Origin of the sequence: Bartonella sp. AP7XZML, from assembly GCF_042195745.1 — a bacterium.
In the GTDB taxonomy this organism is placed as follows: Bacteria; Pseudomonadota; Alphaproteobacteria; order Rhizobiales; family Rhizobiaceae; genus Bartonella.
The window spans coordinates 25447-40806 of sequence record NZ_JBHIOT010000024.1 but is presented as its reverse complement, the minus strand read 5'-3'; the positions used below and the strand labels follow the sequence as shown (position 1 = coordinate 40806).

General features: G+C 36.0%; 12 protein-coding genes. 5 read left to right on the top strand and 7 right to left on the bottom strand.

The annotated features are described in order from the left end of the window. Positions 1-15: 15 nt before the first annotated feature. The 7 genes from ACFILT_RS02815 to gltX form a co-directional block, all read right to left on the bottom strand. Positions 16-789, bottom strand: coding sequence for an amino acid ABC transporter ATP-binding protein (locus ACFILT_RS02815; protein ID WP_375678417.1), 774 nt, complete (start codon positions 787-789; stop codon positions 16-18). Between the two features lie 79 nt (positions 790-868). Further along, positions 869-1576 carry an ABC transporter permease gene (locus ACFILT_RS02810; protein WP_375612132.1) on the bottom strand — a complete coding sequence of 236 codons (708 nt, stop codon included), beginning with the start codon at positions 1574-1576 and terminating at the stop codon, positions 869-871. Next, positions 1573-2295 (bottom strand): ABC transporter permease, encoded by a 723-nt coding sequence (locus ACFILT_RS02805; protein WP_375678416.1) that lies wholly within the window; start codon positions 2293-2295, stop codon positions 1573-1575. Before ACFILT_RS02805 ends, ACFILT_RS02810 begins: the two co-directional genes overlap by 4 nt. A 79-nt stretch (positions 2296-2374) precedes the next feature. Continuing rightward, positions 2375-3127, bottom strand: coding sequence for a transporter substrate-binding domain-containing protein (locus tag ACFILT_RS02800; protein WP_375679538.1), 753 nt, complete (start codon positions 3125-3127; stop codon positions 2375-2377). Positions 3128-3593: 466 nt separating this feature from the next. Continuing rightward, positions 3594-4346, bottom strand: a complete 753-nt coding sequence (locus ACFILT_RS02795) for a transporter substrate-binding domain-containing protein (RefSeq protein ID WP_375678414.1) — start codon at positions 4344-4346, stop codon at positions 3594-3596. A 707-nt stretch (positions 4347-5053) separates the two neighbouring features. Next, positions 5054-6349 carry a citrate synthase gene (gltA, locus tag ACFILT_RS02790; protein WP_375618359.1) on the bottom strand — a complete coding sequence of 432 codons (1296 nt, stop codon included), beginning with the start codon at positions 6347-6349 and terminating at the stop codon, positions 5054-5056. Positions 6350-6610: 261 nt separating this feature from the next. Beyond that, complete coding sequence (gene gltX, locus ACFILT_RS02785) at positions 6611-8041, bottom strand: glutamate--tRNA ligase (RefSeq protein WP_375679537.1); 1431 nt, start codon at positions 8039-8041, stop codon at positions 6611-6613. A gap of 111 nt (positions 8042-8152) precedes the next feature. On the opposite strand from gltX, the gene ACFILT_RS02780 reads away from it, so the two are divergent. The 5 genes from ACFILT_RS02780 (at position 8153) to ACFILT_RS02760 (ending at position 15317) form a co-directional block, all read left to right on the top strand. Next, on the top strand, positions 8153-10411 hold the full coding sequence (locus tag ACFILT_RS02780; protein ID WP_375679536.1) for a ComEC/Rec2 family competence protein: 2259 nt from the start codon (positions 8153-8155) through the stop codon (positions 10409-10411). Between the two features lie 482 nt (positions 10412-10893). Continuing rightward, positions 10894-11598, top strand: a complete 705-nt coding sequence (gene rpiA / locus ACFILT_RS02775) for a ribose-5-phosphate isomerase RpiA (protein ID WP_375679535.1) — start codon at positions 10894-10896, stop codon at positions 11596-11598. A 106-nt stretch (positions 11599-11704) separates the two neighbouring features. Next, entirely contained in the window at positions 11705-12274 is a 570-nt protein-coding gene (locus ACFILT_RS02770; protein WP_375612140.1) for a DUF2059 domain-containing protein, read from the top strand. A 203-nt stretch (positions 12275-12477) separates the two neighbouring features. Further along, on the top strand, positions 12478-13869 hold the full coding sequence (gor, locus tag ACFILT_RS02765) for a glutathione-disulfide reductase (protein WP_375620794.1): 1392 nt from the start codon (positions 12478-12480) through the stop codon (positions 13867-13869). A gap of 68 nt (positions 13870-13937) precedes the next feature. Continuing rightward, positions 13938-15317 carry a class II 3-deoxy-7-phosphoheptulonate synthase gene (locus ACFILT_RS02760; protein ID WP_375653083.1) on the top strand — a complete coding sequence of 460 codons (1380 nt, stop codon included), beginning with the start codon at positions 13938-13940 and terminating at the stop codon, positions 15315-15317. Positions 15318-15360 lie beyond the last annotated feature (43 nt).

The following is a 15360-nucleotide window of genomic DNA, read 5'->3' as shown; positions in this document are numbered from 1 at the left end:
GCAATATTTTAATGATTAATATTTAATTTTAGCAAGAAAATTACAAGCACGTTGGCTTTTAGGATTGGTAAAAAATTTTTCAGAGGCTGCATCTTCAACAATTTTTCCATTTTCTAGAAAGAGTATTCTTTCTGAGACTTTACGTGCGAAGCCCATTTCATGGGTAACACAAAGCATTGTGATCCCTGTATCGGCTAATCGAGCCATCACTTCCAAAACTTCTCCCACACTTTCTGGATCAAGAGCAGAGGTTGGTTCATCAAAAAGCATGACTTCGGGTTCCATACAAAGTGCACGGGCAATCGCAACACGTTGTTGTTGCCCACCAGAAAGTTGTAAAGGATATTTTTCACAGTGTTTTTCAATACCAACATGCGTTAAGTAACGAATTGCCCGTTCCTGTGCTTGTTGTTTGGAAAGCCCTTGAACGGTCATAGGTGCTAAAATACAATTTTGTATAACGCTCATGTGGGGAAATAAATTAAAGTTCTGAAAGACCATTCCTATCTTACGAAGAACATTTTTTTGCTGTTGTATAGGTGCAGTATGGATATCAACGTTATGGATACAGATTGAACCTTTTTGTGCTTGTTCTAATTGATTAATACAACGAATTAACGTTGATTTTCCTGATCCGGATGGTCCACAAATAACGATATGTTCACCAGCTTGAACATTAAAGTTGATATCATGTAGGACCTGAAAGTTTCCATACCATTTATTTAGATTTTGGATAGAGATCACAGGGTTTTTACTGGGAGAGATCGATTTATTATTTTTCAAATTCATCTTATTTTATTCTTTCATTGATGAAGAACTTGATTAATTCAACATTTTGGTTTGGTAAAGTTTTTTATGATCATTTTATTTACCGTAAATATCGAGTGAGGCGCTGCTCGATAAAAACAATAAAACGATGAATGAGTTCAACGATAAAGAGATAGATAAGAGCAGCCCAAACGTAAACTTGAAAATCGAAAGTCCGTGAATAAGCGAGTTTAGCAACCCCCATTAAATCATAAACAGTAATAAGTGAGGCAACAGCACTGGATTTAATCATTAAAATCAACTCATTTCCTAAGGGGCGTAATGCTACAATCATTGCTTGTGGAAGAATAACTCTAAAAAATGTGACAGAGTTGCTTAAACCTAAAGCTTTTGATGCTTCGCGTTGTCCAGTTGTTACGGATAGAAAACTTCCTTTAAAGATCTCAGATTGATAGGCAGCAGAATTGAGTGTAAAAATAAAAAGACAACAATACCACGCGTTTTGAAAAAACCACCATAGCCCCACTTGTTGCCAAAAACTGTTCATTGAACCAAGCCCATAATAAAAAAGAAAGAGTTGAGCTAATAAAGGAGAGCCACGGAAAAAATAGACATAAGCATTTGCAAAATATTGTAAAAATGTATTCTCTGATAGACGTGCAAAAGCGATAATCATACCAAGAAAAAGGCCTAGAGAACAAGAAATAGAAACAAGTTCAACAGTAACAATAAAGCCATTAATAAATTTGGGTCCATAATGACTTAAAAGATCAGGATTAAAAAGAAAATAAAGCCACTCAGGAATCATTGACTTAGCACCTTTTTATAGCCTATTTGAGTGTATGTTTCCAAATGGCGTAAGATTGCAGTAAAAACCGCTGAAAATAACAAATAGAGTAAGCATGCTACAAAATAAAATAGCATGGGTTTATTGGTAGCCGCGACAGCTAAATTCGTTTGTCGCATGAGGTCAACAAGCGCGATTGTAGAAACAAGGGATGTATCTTTCAGTAAAGTAAGCCAATTATTAGAAAGTCCTGGCAAGGCATTTCGGATGAGTTGAGGGAAGACAATACGAAAAAATGTGGTTGTTCGTGAAAGGCCTAAAGCTTTAGCCGCTTCATATTGACCTTTATCAAAAATATTAAATGCTCCAAGCCAAACTTCACAAGAAAAAGCTGCAAGAACCATACTAAGAGCAAGAACACCAGCAACAAAAGCATTGATACTGAACATGATTTCAAAATTAAAATAGTCAAATAAATTTTGAATAAGGCTTTGTAATCCGTAGTAAACTAAAAACAAAGTTAAAAGCTCTGGTAATCCACGAAACACCGTTGAAAAGAGACGTGCTAGAGCTTTAGCTATCTTAATATTGGATCGAATCATTACTGCATTGAGAAGTCCTAGAGGAAATCCTAGAAGTCCACAACATAATGCCAATGACAAAGTCATTCCTGCACTGGAAAGTATAACCGCTCCCCATCCACCATTGCTAAATGATAGCAATGCTAAATTTTCAATCATTCTTGTATTCCTCATGAAAGAGTTAGATAATATTTTTTAGCAATAACCAACGGGTTTCATTAAAATATCATATTGATATTTAATAAACATCACTTGTAAAATATTTTCTCATAATTTTTTCATAAGTTCCATCCAAACGGATTTCTTTTATTGCTTCATTGAACTTATTTTTAAGATCATTATTATTTTGACGGACTGCAATTGCAACAGGAAATCTTGTTTCTTCTAGAGTTCCCAAGAGGAGACAACAATCTTTTCCTTCATTTTTAAGCCAATTTAATGCTTGTAATTTATCAACAATAATCACATCAAGTCGATGATTTAAAAGATCACGATTCACTTCTATTGTGGAAGGATAGAGTTTTATTTTCACCTCTTCAGAGGCAAAATGATCTTCTGCATAGAAAGCTTGTGTTGTATTTGATTGCACACCAAGATTTTTACCTCTAAAGTCTTTTGTCGAGATTTCTTTAATTCCCGAAGCTTTGGTAACAATAACAGCCAGTGCTGTATCGTAGTAAGGATCTGTAAAGTCAATTTTTTGTAAGCGCTCTTGTGTGAGAGAGAGGGAAGCAATGATAGCATCATATTTTTTTGCAATAAGTCCAGGGATCATTCCCTCGAAGTCTTGTGTAACAATAGTACACTCAACATTCATTTTTTTACAAAGTGCATAAGATATATCAATATCAAGTCCCTGCAATTTATTATTTGAGTCAATATAACTGAAGGGAGGATAGGTGCCTTCACTCGCAATTTTTAATGTTTTCGCATCAGCCAATTGGGTGAATAGTACGGCGCTTATTATAAGAGCTCCTGCTAATAGTTTCATGATGTTCTCCTATTGGATAAGCGGGCAATATGAAATCATTATGTTTTTATAATCTGTAAGCTTTTTGGGAGCAATTCAAAAATTTATTGATGTTTATTTTAGATCATTATGTTGGGCATTATTGATAAAAAAAGAATAAATATTTTATTGCTTGTATGATAGCTTAATTTTCACGAAATGATTGATTTGAATCATTTCATGAGTCAAAACTGAGATTTTTTTTGAAAATAAGGCTATTCAATTTGAACATAAAGAAAAAATTAGATTTTGATACGATAAAAATACAACCTTATTGTTGTCATTAGATTCTACAAAATGTTTAGATCTCAAGGAGCAATTAAAAGTTATTTTGATAAATGTAAATTTTCTTATAAAAATGCCGAATTTCCAATTATACCTGCATGTCCAATAAAGAGTTAAAGATACCCCTTAAATATACAGATTGAGTTTTAATTCATAGTGCTATCTAATTGATATCGAAAGTAAAATATTTTCTCATAATTTTCTCATAGGTTCCATCGGCGCGGATTTCTTCTATTGCTTTATTAAAACTGTTTTTAAGATCATTATTATTTTGACGGAGTGCAATTGCAATAGGAAAATTTGTTTCTTCTAGAGTTCCCAAGAGGAGACAGCAGTCTTTTCCTTCATTTTCAAGCCAATTTAATGCTTTTAATTTATCAAAGATGATGATATCAAGCCGATGGCTTAAAAGATCACGATTAACTTCTGTTGCTGTAGGATAAAGTTTGATATTAACTCCTTCAGAGGCATAATGATCTTCCGCATATGCAGCTTGTGTTGTACTTGATTGTACACCAAGGTTTTTACCTCTAAAGGCTTGTGTTGAGATTTCTTTAATTTCCGAATTTTTGGTAACGATAACAGCGAGTGCTGTATTGTAGTAAGGATCTGTAAAATCAATTTTTTGTAAGCGCTCTTTTGTAGGAGAGAGGGAAGAAACGATAGCATCATATTTTTTGGCAAGAAGACCGGGAATCATCCCCTCAAAGTCTTGTGTGACAATAGTACATTCAACATTCATTTTTTTACAAAGCGCATAAGATATATCAATATCAAACCCTTGCAGTTTGTTATTTGAGTCAATATAACTAAATGGCGGATAAGAAGAATCGCTTGCAATTTTCAGCGTTTGAGAATTGGCCGATAGGGTAAACAGTGTCGCGCTTATTATAAGAGCTCCTGCTAATAATTTCATTATGTTCTCCTATTAGATAAGCTGGCAAATATGAAACCATCATGAATTTTTATAATCTGTAAGCTCTTTTGGAGCAATGTAAAAAATTTATCTATGTTCATTTTGCTATCATTATGCTGAATATCATTATCAAAAAAATAATTTCTTTTTATCAAGTATGGGAATAAAAAATACAGGAAAGAAAGTCACCTCTTATTGATTATAGGGTAATTTTTAATAATTTTATTTAAAAATCAATAATTTATCTTTAAAAGAAAAACTATCAACTTAAATACAAAGAAAATTTCAGCTTTTAACAGGACAAAATGTAAAAGTGTTTTTATTCTAATTAGAGAAGCACTTAATGTAAGCTTTTTGCAATTTTATCTGAAGAAGATAGAAAGAAAAATTCTGACATTGCTAGATTTTAATATGTAATAAGGCTTTTAAACATGGGGGAATGATAGGGAATACATTTCCATTAAAGATAATGAGGATTATAAGGTAAAATTTTCAATTTCTTTTTGCTAAATGTTTGGCTAATTTGCAGAAGAGTATTCTCAATTTCTTTACAGAGCTAAAACTTAGAATTTTTTAGTAAATTTTTATGATGATGTTATCTCTGTAGAAAGAGTTTTAAAATCACGTTTTATAAAAATTTTTAAAGGATGTTTTTTGATTACTCTCAATAAAGCTTCAGTAAATTGAAGCTTTATTGATTTCTTTTTTTAATTTGCACGTTCATCTATAGGAACATAGTCACGCATAGCATAGCCTGTGTAGAGTTGTCGAGGACGACCAATTTTTTGTGCAGGGTCTTCAATCATTTCTTTCCATTGTGCCACCCACCCGACACTGCGCGCCAATGCAAAAAGGACAGTAAACATTTCAGTTGGAAAACCTAGAGCTTTTAATGTAATGCCGGAATAGAAATCAACATTGGGATAAAGCTTTTTCTCAATAAAATATTCATCACTTAAGGCAATTTTTTCAAGCTCTATTGCAATATCAAGAAGAGGGTCATCTTGAATGTTGAGTTCTTTTAAAACTTCATGACAGGTTTTTTGCATGATTTTTGCACGTGGATCATAATTTTTATAGACACGGTGCCCAAAGCCCATAAGGCGGAAAGGATCATTTTTATCTTTTGCACGTGCAATAAATTCAGGAATTCTTTTAATAGAACCTATTTCTTGTAGCATTTTTAGGCATGCTTCATTGGCACCACCATGTGCTGGTCCCCAAAGGCATGCAACACCTGCTGCAATACAGGCAAACGGATTAGCACCTGAGGATCCAGCAAGACGTACCGTAGATGTAGAAGCATTTTGTTCATGATCTGCATGAAGGGTAAATATTTGATCCATCGCCCGAGCAAGCACAGGGTTTGTTTTATATTCTTCACAAGGAACAGCAAAGCACATATGGAGGAAATTTGCAGCATAACTAAGATCATTACGTGGATAAACAAATGCTTGTCCAATACTGTATTTATAGGCCATAGCAGCAAGCGTTGGAACTTTTGAGATAAGACGAACAGAAGCAATCATTCTCTGGTGAGGATCTGTAATATCAATAGAGTCGTGATAGAACGCAGACATAGCGCCAAGGCAGGCAACCATGACGGCCATAGGATGAGAATCACGACGGAAGCCATGGAAGAAGCGTGCAAATTGTTCGTGGACCATGGTATGCTGCATAATACATCGATCAAATTCATTTTTTTCTTGCTGTGTTGGGAGTTCACCATAAAGTAAAAGATAACAACTTTCGAGAAAGTCTCCTTTTTCAGCCAATTGATCAATAGGATAACCACGATAAAGCAATATGCCTTTATCACCATCGATATAAGTAATTTTTGATTCACAAGAAGCTGTTGAAGTAAAACCAGGATCATAAGTAAAAATATCGGTTTTTTTATAGAGAGAAGCAATTTCAATGACTTCAGGTCCACTCGTGCCTTTACGCAAGGGAAGCTCTACTTTTTTATCATTTACAATAATATATGCGTTATTCTCAGACATTCGGTATTCCTTTCAGATCCTTCACTTCTAAAAATTAAGACTCTGCTTCATCAGAGTGGGGGATGTATAACTGAAGCTTTTCTTACTTATTTAAGGGTAGATTGCCTCTAAAAGTGAGTACATGCAATCTAAAAATATTTCCTTATTGATCATTATTACTCAATAAGAAATGTATTTCAATGATATAACATAAAAAACTCTTTTAGGGCACGTTGAGATATCTGTATAGACCCTTATTTGAGGAAATATACTCAGTGTCCATCATGGGCATATTGTTGTGATAAGTTGGTCCTTGATGCGATGAAGGGATTCATCGCGTCCTAATAAAATAAGAACATCCAAAACACCTGGTGATGTTGCACATCCTGTAAGAGCTGCGCGAAGTGGTTGGGCGATAGATCCAAATTTGAGATTCTGTGTTTGTACACAAGAGCGAAGTGTTTCATCTAGAGTTTTTGTATCCCAAGAGGGGCAAGCTTTCAGAGCAAGATAAAGATCGTTTAAAATGGTTCGTCCATTTTTATCTAAGAGTATTTGAGCTTTTTCATCAAGTTGTAAAGGTCGTTGCGTAAAAATGAAGGAGGCATTGTCAATCAGTTCGCACAGTGTTTTTGAACGTTCTTTCAAATGCGGGATTGCTTTTAAAAATTGAACACGGCGTTTTTCATCAAGTCTTTCAATAATTTGTGCTCCCCTATCGGTTTCTGGTAGAATATTAAGAGCGGCATCAAAAAGTTCTTGATCATTACTCATACGCATATAGTGTCCGTTGATGGAATCGAGTTTTTTGAGATCAAAACGAGCAGCACCTTTGTTAATATCCTCAATATCAAACCAAGAAATCATATCTTTAAGTGACATCAGTTCGTCATCACCATGACTCCAACCTAAACGGACAAGGTAATTGCGCAAAGCAGCAGGAAGATATCCCATTGTTCGGTAGGCATCAACACCGAGCGCACCATGTCGCTTTGATAATTTTGCACCGTTTTCACCATGGATAAGAGGAATATGGGCCATAACAGGAATGTCCCATCCCATTGCTTTAAAGATAATCGTTTGTCGGGCTGCGTTGGTAAGATGATCGTCACCACGTATAATATGTGTGATGCCCATATCATGATCATCAACGACAACAGCATGCATATAGGTAGGCGAACCATCAGAACGTAAAATAATAAAGTCATCGAGATCTTTATTAGGAAAACGGACTTCACCTTGAACACGGTCATGTATGATCGTTTCTCCATCTTGAGGGGCTTTGATGCGAATAACAGGCTTAACACCTTTAGGAGCTTCAGAACTGTCACGGTCCCGCCAACGTCCATCATAACGGGGTGGGCGCCTTTCTGTACGGGCTTTTTCACGCATTTCAGCTAACTCCTCAGGTGAAGCATAACAATAATATGCTTTGCCATTCTTGACCAACTGTTCAGCGATTTGGCGGTGACGTTCTGCACGTTCGAATTGCGAAATAGGGGCGCCATCATAACTAAGACCCATCCAGTGCAAGCCATCTATAATAGCCTTTACAGCTGCTTCTGTTGAACGCTCTCGGTCTGTATCTTCAATTCGTAAAAGCATTTTTCCACCGGTATGTTTTGCATAAAGCCAATTAAAAAGAGCAGTACGAGCACCACCAATGTGAAGGAAGCCAGTGGGTGAAGGGGCAAAACGAGTAATAACAGACACGAATATTTTCCTTTAAACTAAGATATTACTTATGGAATTTTATAGAAAAGTCATGTTAGCATAAGTGATGGGGCGTGCAATAGCCGTATTGCGAGTTAAAGTGGGGGACTGATGTTTTATAAAAGTAAAGAGGGTTTATCCGAAAAATCTGTTACAGAAAGAAAAAAGCCATGTCAGATAGGGCAGAGTGTTTTTTCTAGGTATGATGATGCAAAGAACGGTAGCTATAATCAACAAAAACTTTTTTTATTGACACTCTTAAAAGAAGTAATCATTTTTTTTCGCAAATGGTTAGAAGATTGTATTAATAAAGAAGTTTCTTTTGGTATCCTTTTTTCGCTGATTTTAGTTTTTTTTGCCCTAGGAATCATTTTCTATTTTCATTTAGAGTGGGAACCAAGTTGGGGACAATTGGGGGCGTTGGTCAGTATTTTTCTGGGAATATTCTATATTGCACGTTTTTATCGAAAAATATGGATTCCCGTGGGGTTTCTGTTTTGTATTATATTGGGTGTTTTAGCGGCAAAAATAGAAACGTGGCGTATTGCAACACCCATGCTAAGCAGTGACATTGTCACTACATTGACGGGAAGAATTGTTTCTATTGAGTCAGGTGCCAAAGGAGGATTTCGTTTAGTTTTGGATATTTTGAATACAGAAAATCCCTTATTACGCCATAGTCTTCATCGTGTTCGTTTATCGGCAAGATATTTGCCATCTGGCTTAGCGATTGGTGATGGATTGCATGGAAAAGTTAAGATTCGTGCATTCTCTGGGCCGGTGCGTCCAGGAGGCTACGATTTTAGTTTTCATAATTATTTTAAAAGAATTGGAGCACAAGGCGTTTATTTAGGAAAACCAAGAAAAATATCCGTTTCGCAGCCTGATGGAATATTCGCTATCATTCTACAGAAAATTGAAAATTTACGCACGAAGATGACACAAAGAATCCGTATAGCCCTTGAAGGAGAAAAGGGGAGTGTTGCAGCTGCCCTCATAACAGGGCAGCGTGCTGGTATTTCAAATGAGACAAATGAAGCATTACGTACAGCTGGATTAGCTCATATTTTATCAATATCAGGTTTACATATGGCGTTGTTAAGCGGCATAGTTCTTTTGAGTATCCGTAGTTTTTTAGCATTTTTTCCAGTTTTTTCTTCCTATTATTCCAGTAAAAAATTTGCTGCTATCGTTGCTTTTATGATAACAGCTTTTTATTTGTTATTGTCGGGCTTAGCAATATCAGCGCAAAGAAGTTTTGTGATGATTGCTGTTATGTTGGTTGCTATATTGTGTAATCGCTCTGCTATAACAATGCGTAATTTTTCCATTGCAGGGTTGATAACTCTGGCGATGACACCCCATGAAATATTAGGTCCTAGCTTTCAAATGTCCTTTTCTGCGACTGCTGCTTTGATCGCTTTTTTTGATTGGTGGAGTGGAAGATCATTTTTTCGTAAAAGAAAAACAACTCCCTCTTATGTTGGAGGGGGAGTGATAAATTTTGTTTTCTTATCGATTCTTTCAACATGTGCTTCTTCCTTTGTTGCAGGGAGTGCAAGTGGAATTTATGCTGCTTATCATTTTTCTAATATGGCATCTTTGAGCATTATCAGTAATGCCTTTGCTTTGCCTGTCATCTCAATTTTTGTCATTCCCTTTGGATTAATCGCAGTTCTTGCAATGTTAGGAGGATTCGAATGGCTTCCTCTTCAAATTATGGGTTTTGGAGTTGATCTTGTAATAAAGATTGCACATGCTATCAAGGCTATTTCTCCTGATTTGAATCCTGGCTTTATGCCGTTATCAGCGTTAGTTTTATTGAGCATAGGCTTGGTTGGACTGACTTTTTGCAAAACACCCATCCGGCTCTTTTTTAGTTTGTTTATTTTGGCAGGTATTTCTATTTGTGTATTGCATTCACCTGTACAACTGATTATAGCAGATAATATGCGCCTCGTGGGCGTTATTCATGATAAAAAATTATATATTGATCGTTACCATATTTCTAAGTTCACGACATCCATATGGAAAAAGTCATTTCGTGTGAATGAAACGATTAAACCAACAAAATATGGTCCTTCGTTACACGGACAATTTATTTGTGATTATCATGTATGTACATCTTTATTGGATAATGGATTAAAAGTGATCGTTTTACAGAGAGAAACAGATCAATGTGTAGAGGCAGATATTCTCATTCAGACATTTGTGATGCATAATCCAACTTGTTACAAGAAGGCAAAAATAGTATTTATACCTCAACAATTGTTATCACGAGGAAGCGTTATGATGACCAAAGGTGGAGATATTATTTGGTCTTCGCTAGGGTTTCATAGACCATGGAATATGCACAGACAGCATTCATAAAAACATATAATCAGTCATATTTTGCTTCACATTTGGATAATGACAAAACAAAAAATAACAGAAGACTTTTCTCATAATATTTTACGGTATTTAAATTGGTAAGTTTATCAACGTCATTGAAACGAGATAATAATCTACAGTTTTCTAGAAATAGATGATTTTTTATATCTGATCATTTTAATTTTTTCAAAAAAATTGATATGTGCATCTTTGTGCATCCTATTGATAGCACAAAATAAATCAAAAATTCTTATTGAAAGAGAAAAATGCTAACAAATATTCTCAAAGAAATAAAAAAGATAATTGTTGATTATTCTATTTTATTCTTATCATATATTTCTATAACGAGTAACATCTCTTCAAGCAAGAGATGATGGTCAATTTAAATAGATTGCGTCAAGAGGTTATCTTTTATTATCATTATTATCGGTGGTAATAGGGGTGATAAATGCTGCTTATACGGATAGAAGGCAAAGTCATTCATGAATGTTCAGCAGTTAAAAAAAATGGCAGCTATTAAAGCGCTTGAGTTTGTTGAAGATGGTATGCGGCTTGGTATCGGATCTGGTTCGACAGTCAATGAATTTATTCGTCTTCTAGGTGAGCGTGTTGCGGATGGTTTGCGTGTGACTGGTGTTGCTACTTCAAAATATTCTGAACAACTCTGTCATAAGTTTGGAGTGCCTGTTAGCACTTTAGAACAAATACCTGAGCTGGACCTTGATATTGACGGAGCAGATGAAATTGGTCCTGAGATGATGCTCATTAAAGGGGGAGGGGGAGCATTGTTGTATGAAAAAATTGTAGCGTCGGCATCTCGTGCAATGCTTGTCATTGCGGATGAAACAAAGGTGGTAAAAAGACTTGGTGCTTTTGCACTACCAATTGAAGTTAATCCATTTGGTATCCACACAACATGCAGAGCCATTGAAAAAGTCGCTGATGATTTAGGGCTTTCTGGAAAAATTGCATTGCGAATGAATGGAAAAAATCCTTTTGAAACAGATGGTGGCCATTTTATTCTTGATGCATTTTGGGGCTGCATTTTGCAACCAAAACCATTATCGGATGCACTTTTTGCTATTCCTGGTGTTGTTGAGCATGGCCTTTTTTTGGGGTTGGCTTCACGTGCAATTGTCGCTATGGCTGATGGTCAAATAAAAGTTTTAGAACCGTTTGATTTTTAGAAAAGGCATTTACATGATGATATATTAGCACAGTAAAAAAGGGTCTTAAAAACTTTAGGTAGAATAACGAATTAAAATTATAATTAGCGATCGGGGTAATCATTAAATGAAAATAATATTTTCTTTTCAGCGTTTTGTCGTATATTTTAGTGCAATTGCTATTTTTGTTGTGAATGTTGGCATGGCTTATGCACAAGGTGTGAGTGATCAACATTTAGATTCAGCGCGAAAGGCAATCAGAGCTATTCATGCAACGGATCAATTTGATAGCTTTTTACCAAATGCGGTCCATGATTTCAAAAATGAACTGATTAGCGATGATCCGAATTTGGCAACAGCTATTTCTGATATTGTTGATAAGCAGGCGCTTGCTTTAATTAAAAGGCGCTCTGATCTAGAAAAAGAGATTGCTCACGTATATGCAAAATATTTTACTCAAAAAGAGCTTGATGCGATAACAACATTTTATAATTCTGATACCGGTAAAAAGTTTTTGACAGAAGTCCCCAATATTGCACGTGATTCTTATTCAGCATTTGATATATGGCGTACTGCTCTTATGCGGGATCTTGTAGAAAATGTGAAAAAAGAGATGTCTGAAACACTTAATTTGAATAATTCTACTATGCCTACAAATATGCCTATAAAATCAGAATCTTCAGAAAATAAAAAATAGCTTGATCGATATCATGACAACAATGGGCAATTTCTGATTTTTTTAATAGCGGCGGTTTTCCCGCCGTTTTAAATATTTTAATGAGAATAAGTCTTTTTAGAATACTGCTTTATAAAAAAGGCTTCTTCAAAAGAAAAAAAGACTTTCATTTGATAATAAAAGATCTTAGCCTACTCTTGCAGATGTATAAGAAGGAATAATTCGTGGGCTCTTTTGACTTTGATTTATTTGTTATTGGAAGTGGTTCTGGTGGAGTGCGTGCAGCACGGCTTGCTGGAGGTCTTGGCAAGCGGGTCGCTATAGCAGAGGAATATCGTATAGGGGGCACTTGTGTTATTCGTGGTTGCGTTCCCAAAAAACTTTATGTTTATGCATCACAATATGTAAAAGAATTTAAGAAAAGTGTTGGTTTTGGGTGGGAATATGCGGATCCAATTTTTAGTTGGGAAAAGTTGGTTGCAGCTAAAAATAAAGAAATATCAAGGTTAGAAGGGTTGTATCGTAAGGGATTAGAAAATAACAATGTGCATATTTATGAAAGTCGTGCTACTTTTATAGATGATCACACATTAGAGCTTTCTGCCACGGGTGAGCGGGTAAGTGCAGAAAAAATTTTGATTGCAACAGGGGCAAAACTTGCACCAAATACGTCCATAGAAGGCGGTGAATTTTGCCTTACTTCTAATGAGATTTTTGACCTTAATCAACTCCCAAAATCAATAGTGATTGTTGGTGGAGGGTATATTGGTGTTGAATTTGCTAATATTTTTCATGAATTAGGTGTAAAAACAACACTCCTTCATCGTGGTGATTTAATCCTTCGTAATTTTGATCATGATTTGCGGCAATTGCTCAGCGATGCAATGATTGAAAAAGGGATTTCTATTCTCTATGGCATAACAATTTCTAAAGTGCAGGCTGCAGAAAATTGTTATGAAGTTGTTTTATCAAATGGGAAAATAATCAGAGCCGATCAGATTATGTTGGCTACGGGGCGTGTACCAAATACAACGGGTTTAAGACTTGAGCGGGCAGGTGTTAAGGTGAATGAATTTGGTGCAGTTGTTGTTGATGAGAAAATGACAACAAATATCCCCCATATTTGGGCTGTTGGTGATGTAACAGGTCATATTCAATTAACACCCGTTGCGATTCATGATGCAATGTGTTTTGTTAAGACAGCATTTGAAAATATTCCAACAACACCTGATTATGATTTAATTACAACAGCAGTTTTTTCACAGCCAGAGATTGGAACGGTTGGTCTTTCAGAAGAGGAGGCGGTAAAGCGTTATAAGCGTCTTGAAATTTATCGTACAGTTTTTCGTCCTATGCGTAATGTTCTTTCTGGTAGTTCAGAGAAAATGCTTATGAAACTCATTGTTGATGGTGAAAGCCGTATTGTTGTGGGCGCTCATATTTTAGGGGAAAATGCTGGTGAGATGGCTCAGCTTATAGGGATATCTCTCAAGGGTAAGCTGACGAAGGATATCTTTGACGAGACGATGGCAGTGCATCCAACGATGGCAGAAGAATTGGTAACGATGTATAAACCAAGTTATATATATGAAAATGGGAAGAAAATAGAAAGTTAAACAGCATATATTGCGGTAAAAAGCTTTTGATATGCTAATCTGTAAGATTAATCTTTAGAGAGAGTGTAATGATAAAAGAATGGGCGCCTGACACTTGGAGAACAAGGCCAATTAAACAAGTTCCGACTTATCCGGATAAGTCTATGTTAGAAGATGTTGAGCGAAAACTGAGAAGGTATCCTCCTTTAGTTTTTGCCGGTGAAGCACGTGATTTAAAAAATGAATTAGCAGCCGTTGCGAAAGGCCAAGCTTTTTTATTGCAAGGTGGTGATTGTGCCGAAAGCTTTGCAGAACATGAAGCTGATAATATTCGTGATTTTTTTCGTGTATTTTTGCAAATGGCGATTGTTTTGACCTTTGGTAGTTCTAAACCGGTTGTTAAAATTGGTCGTATTGCTGGTCAATTTGCAAAGCCTCGCTCTTCTGATATTGAAAGAAAAGAGGGAGTTGAATTTCCTGCTTATCGTGGGGATATTATTAATGGCATTGAATTTGAAGCCGGTTCTCGTATTCCAGATCCGCAACGGATGTCTATGGCTTATCGCCAATCTGCGGCAACACTTAATCTATTGCGTGCTTTTTCACAAGGTGGCTATGCTAATTTAGAAAATGTTCACACATGGATGTTGAGTTTTGTTTCTAACAGTCCGCAGGGAGAACGTTATGAATTATTGGCAGAGCGTATTTCTGAAGCAATTGATTTTATGCGTTCTATAGGGATTACATCCAAAACACATTCTTCATTGCGTGAAACATCTTTTTATACCAGTCATGAAGCACTGTTGCTTGGTTATGAAGAGGCTTTGACTCGGATTGATTCAACTTCAGGAAATTGGTATGCAACATCTGGTCATATGTTATGGATTGGTGACCGTACGCGTCAGATTGACCATGCTCACGTTGAATATTGTCGCGGCATTAAGAATCCTATAGGATTAAAATGTGGTCCTTCCATTGAGCCTGATGAGCTTTTAAAATTAATTGATATTTTAAATCCTGAAAACGAGTTGGGGCGGCTTACTCTCATTACGCGCTTTGGTTATGATAAAGTTGAAAGTTATCTGCCTAAACTCATCCGTGCCGTTGAACGCGAGAGGCGTGCGGTTATATGGTCATGTGATCCAATGCATGGCAATACAATTACTGCCAATGGTTATAAGACGCGTCCTTTTGATTATGTTTTAAAAGAAGTAGAGAATTTTTTTGCAGTGCATCGTGGAGAGGGAACTTATCCAGGAGGCATTCATATTGAGATGACAGGTCGTGATGTTACTGAATGTACAGGAGGGGCGCACGCCATTTCTGTGGACGATTTATCTGATCGTTATCATACGCAATGTGATCCACGGTTAAATGCAGATCAAGCGTTAGAATTGGCTTTTCTTGTTGCTGAACTCCTTAAAAAAAATCGCGTGACTGACTCGTTAGCAATTGCTGCTGGGGGGTAGGCAAAAATTTGCCTAATATTTTTAGGTCATTATGGCAGAAAAG

Bases quoted from the DNA above. Each gene is read 5' to 3' on its own strand.
- ACFILT_RS02815 (WP_375678417.1), bottom strand. From the start codon at position 789: ATGAATTTGAAAAATAATAAATCGATCTCTCCCAGTAAAAACCCTGTG.
- ACFILT_RS02800 (WP_375679538.1), bottom strand. From the start codon at position 3,127: ATGAAACTATTAGCAGGAGCTCTTATAATAAGCGCCGTACTATTCACC.
- ACFILT_RS02780 (WP_375679536.1), top strand. From the start codon at position 8,153: ATGTTTTATAAAAGTAAAGAGGGTTTATCCGAAAAATCTGTTACAGAA.
- ACFILT_RS02770 (WP_375612140.1), top strand. From the start codon at position 11,705: ATGAAAATAATATTTTCTTTTCAGCGTTTTGTCGTATATTTTAGTGCA.
- rpiA (WP_375679535.1), top strand. From the start codon at position 10,894: ATGAATGTTCAGCAGTTAAAAAAAATGGCAGCTATTAAAGCGCTTGAG.
- ACFILT_RS02810 (WP_375612132.1), bottom strand. From the start codon at position 1,576: ATGATTCCTGAGTGGCTTTATTTTCTTTTTAATCCTGATCTTTTAAGT.
- ACFILT_RS02795 (WP_375678414.1), bottom strand. From the start codon at position 4,346: ATGAAATTATTAGCAGGAGCTCTTATAATAAGCGCGACACTGTTTACC.
- ACFILT_RS02805 (WP_375678416.1), bottom strand. From the start codon at position 2,295: ATGATTGAAAATTTAGCATTGCTATCATTTAGCAATGGTGGATGGGGA.
- gltA (WP_375618359.1), bottom strand. From the start codon at position 6,349: ATGTCTGAGAATAACGCATATATTATTGTAAATGATAAAAAAGTAGAG.
- ACFILT_RS02760 (WP_375653083.1), top strand. From the start codon at position 13,938: ATGATAAAAGAATGGGCGCCTGACACTTGGAGAACAAGGCCAATTAAA.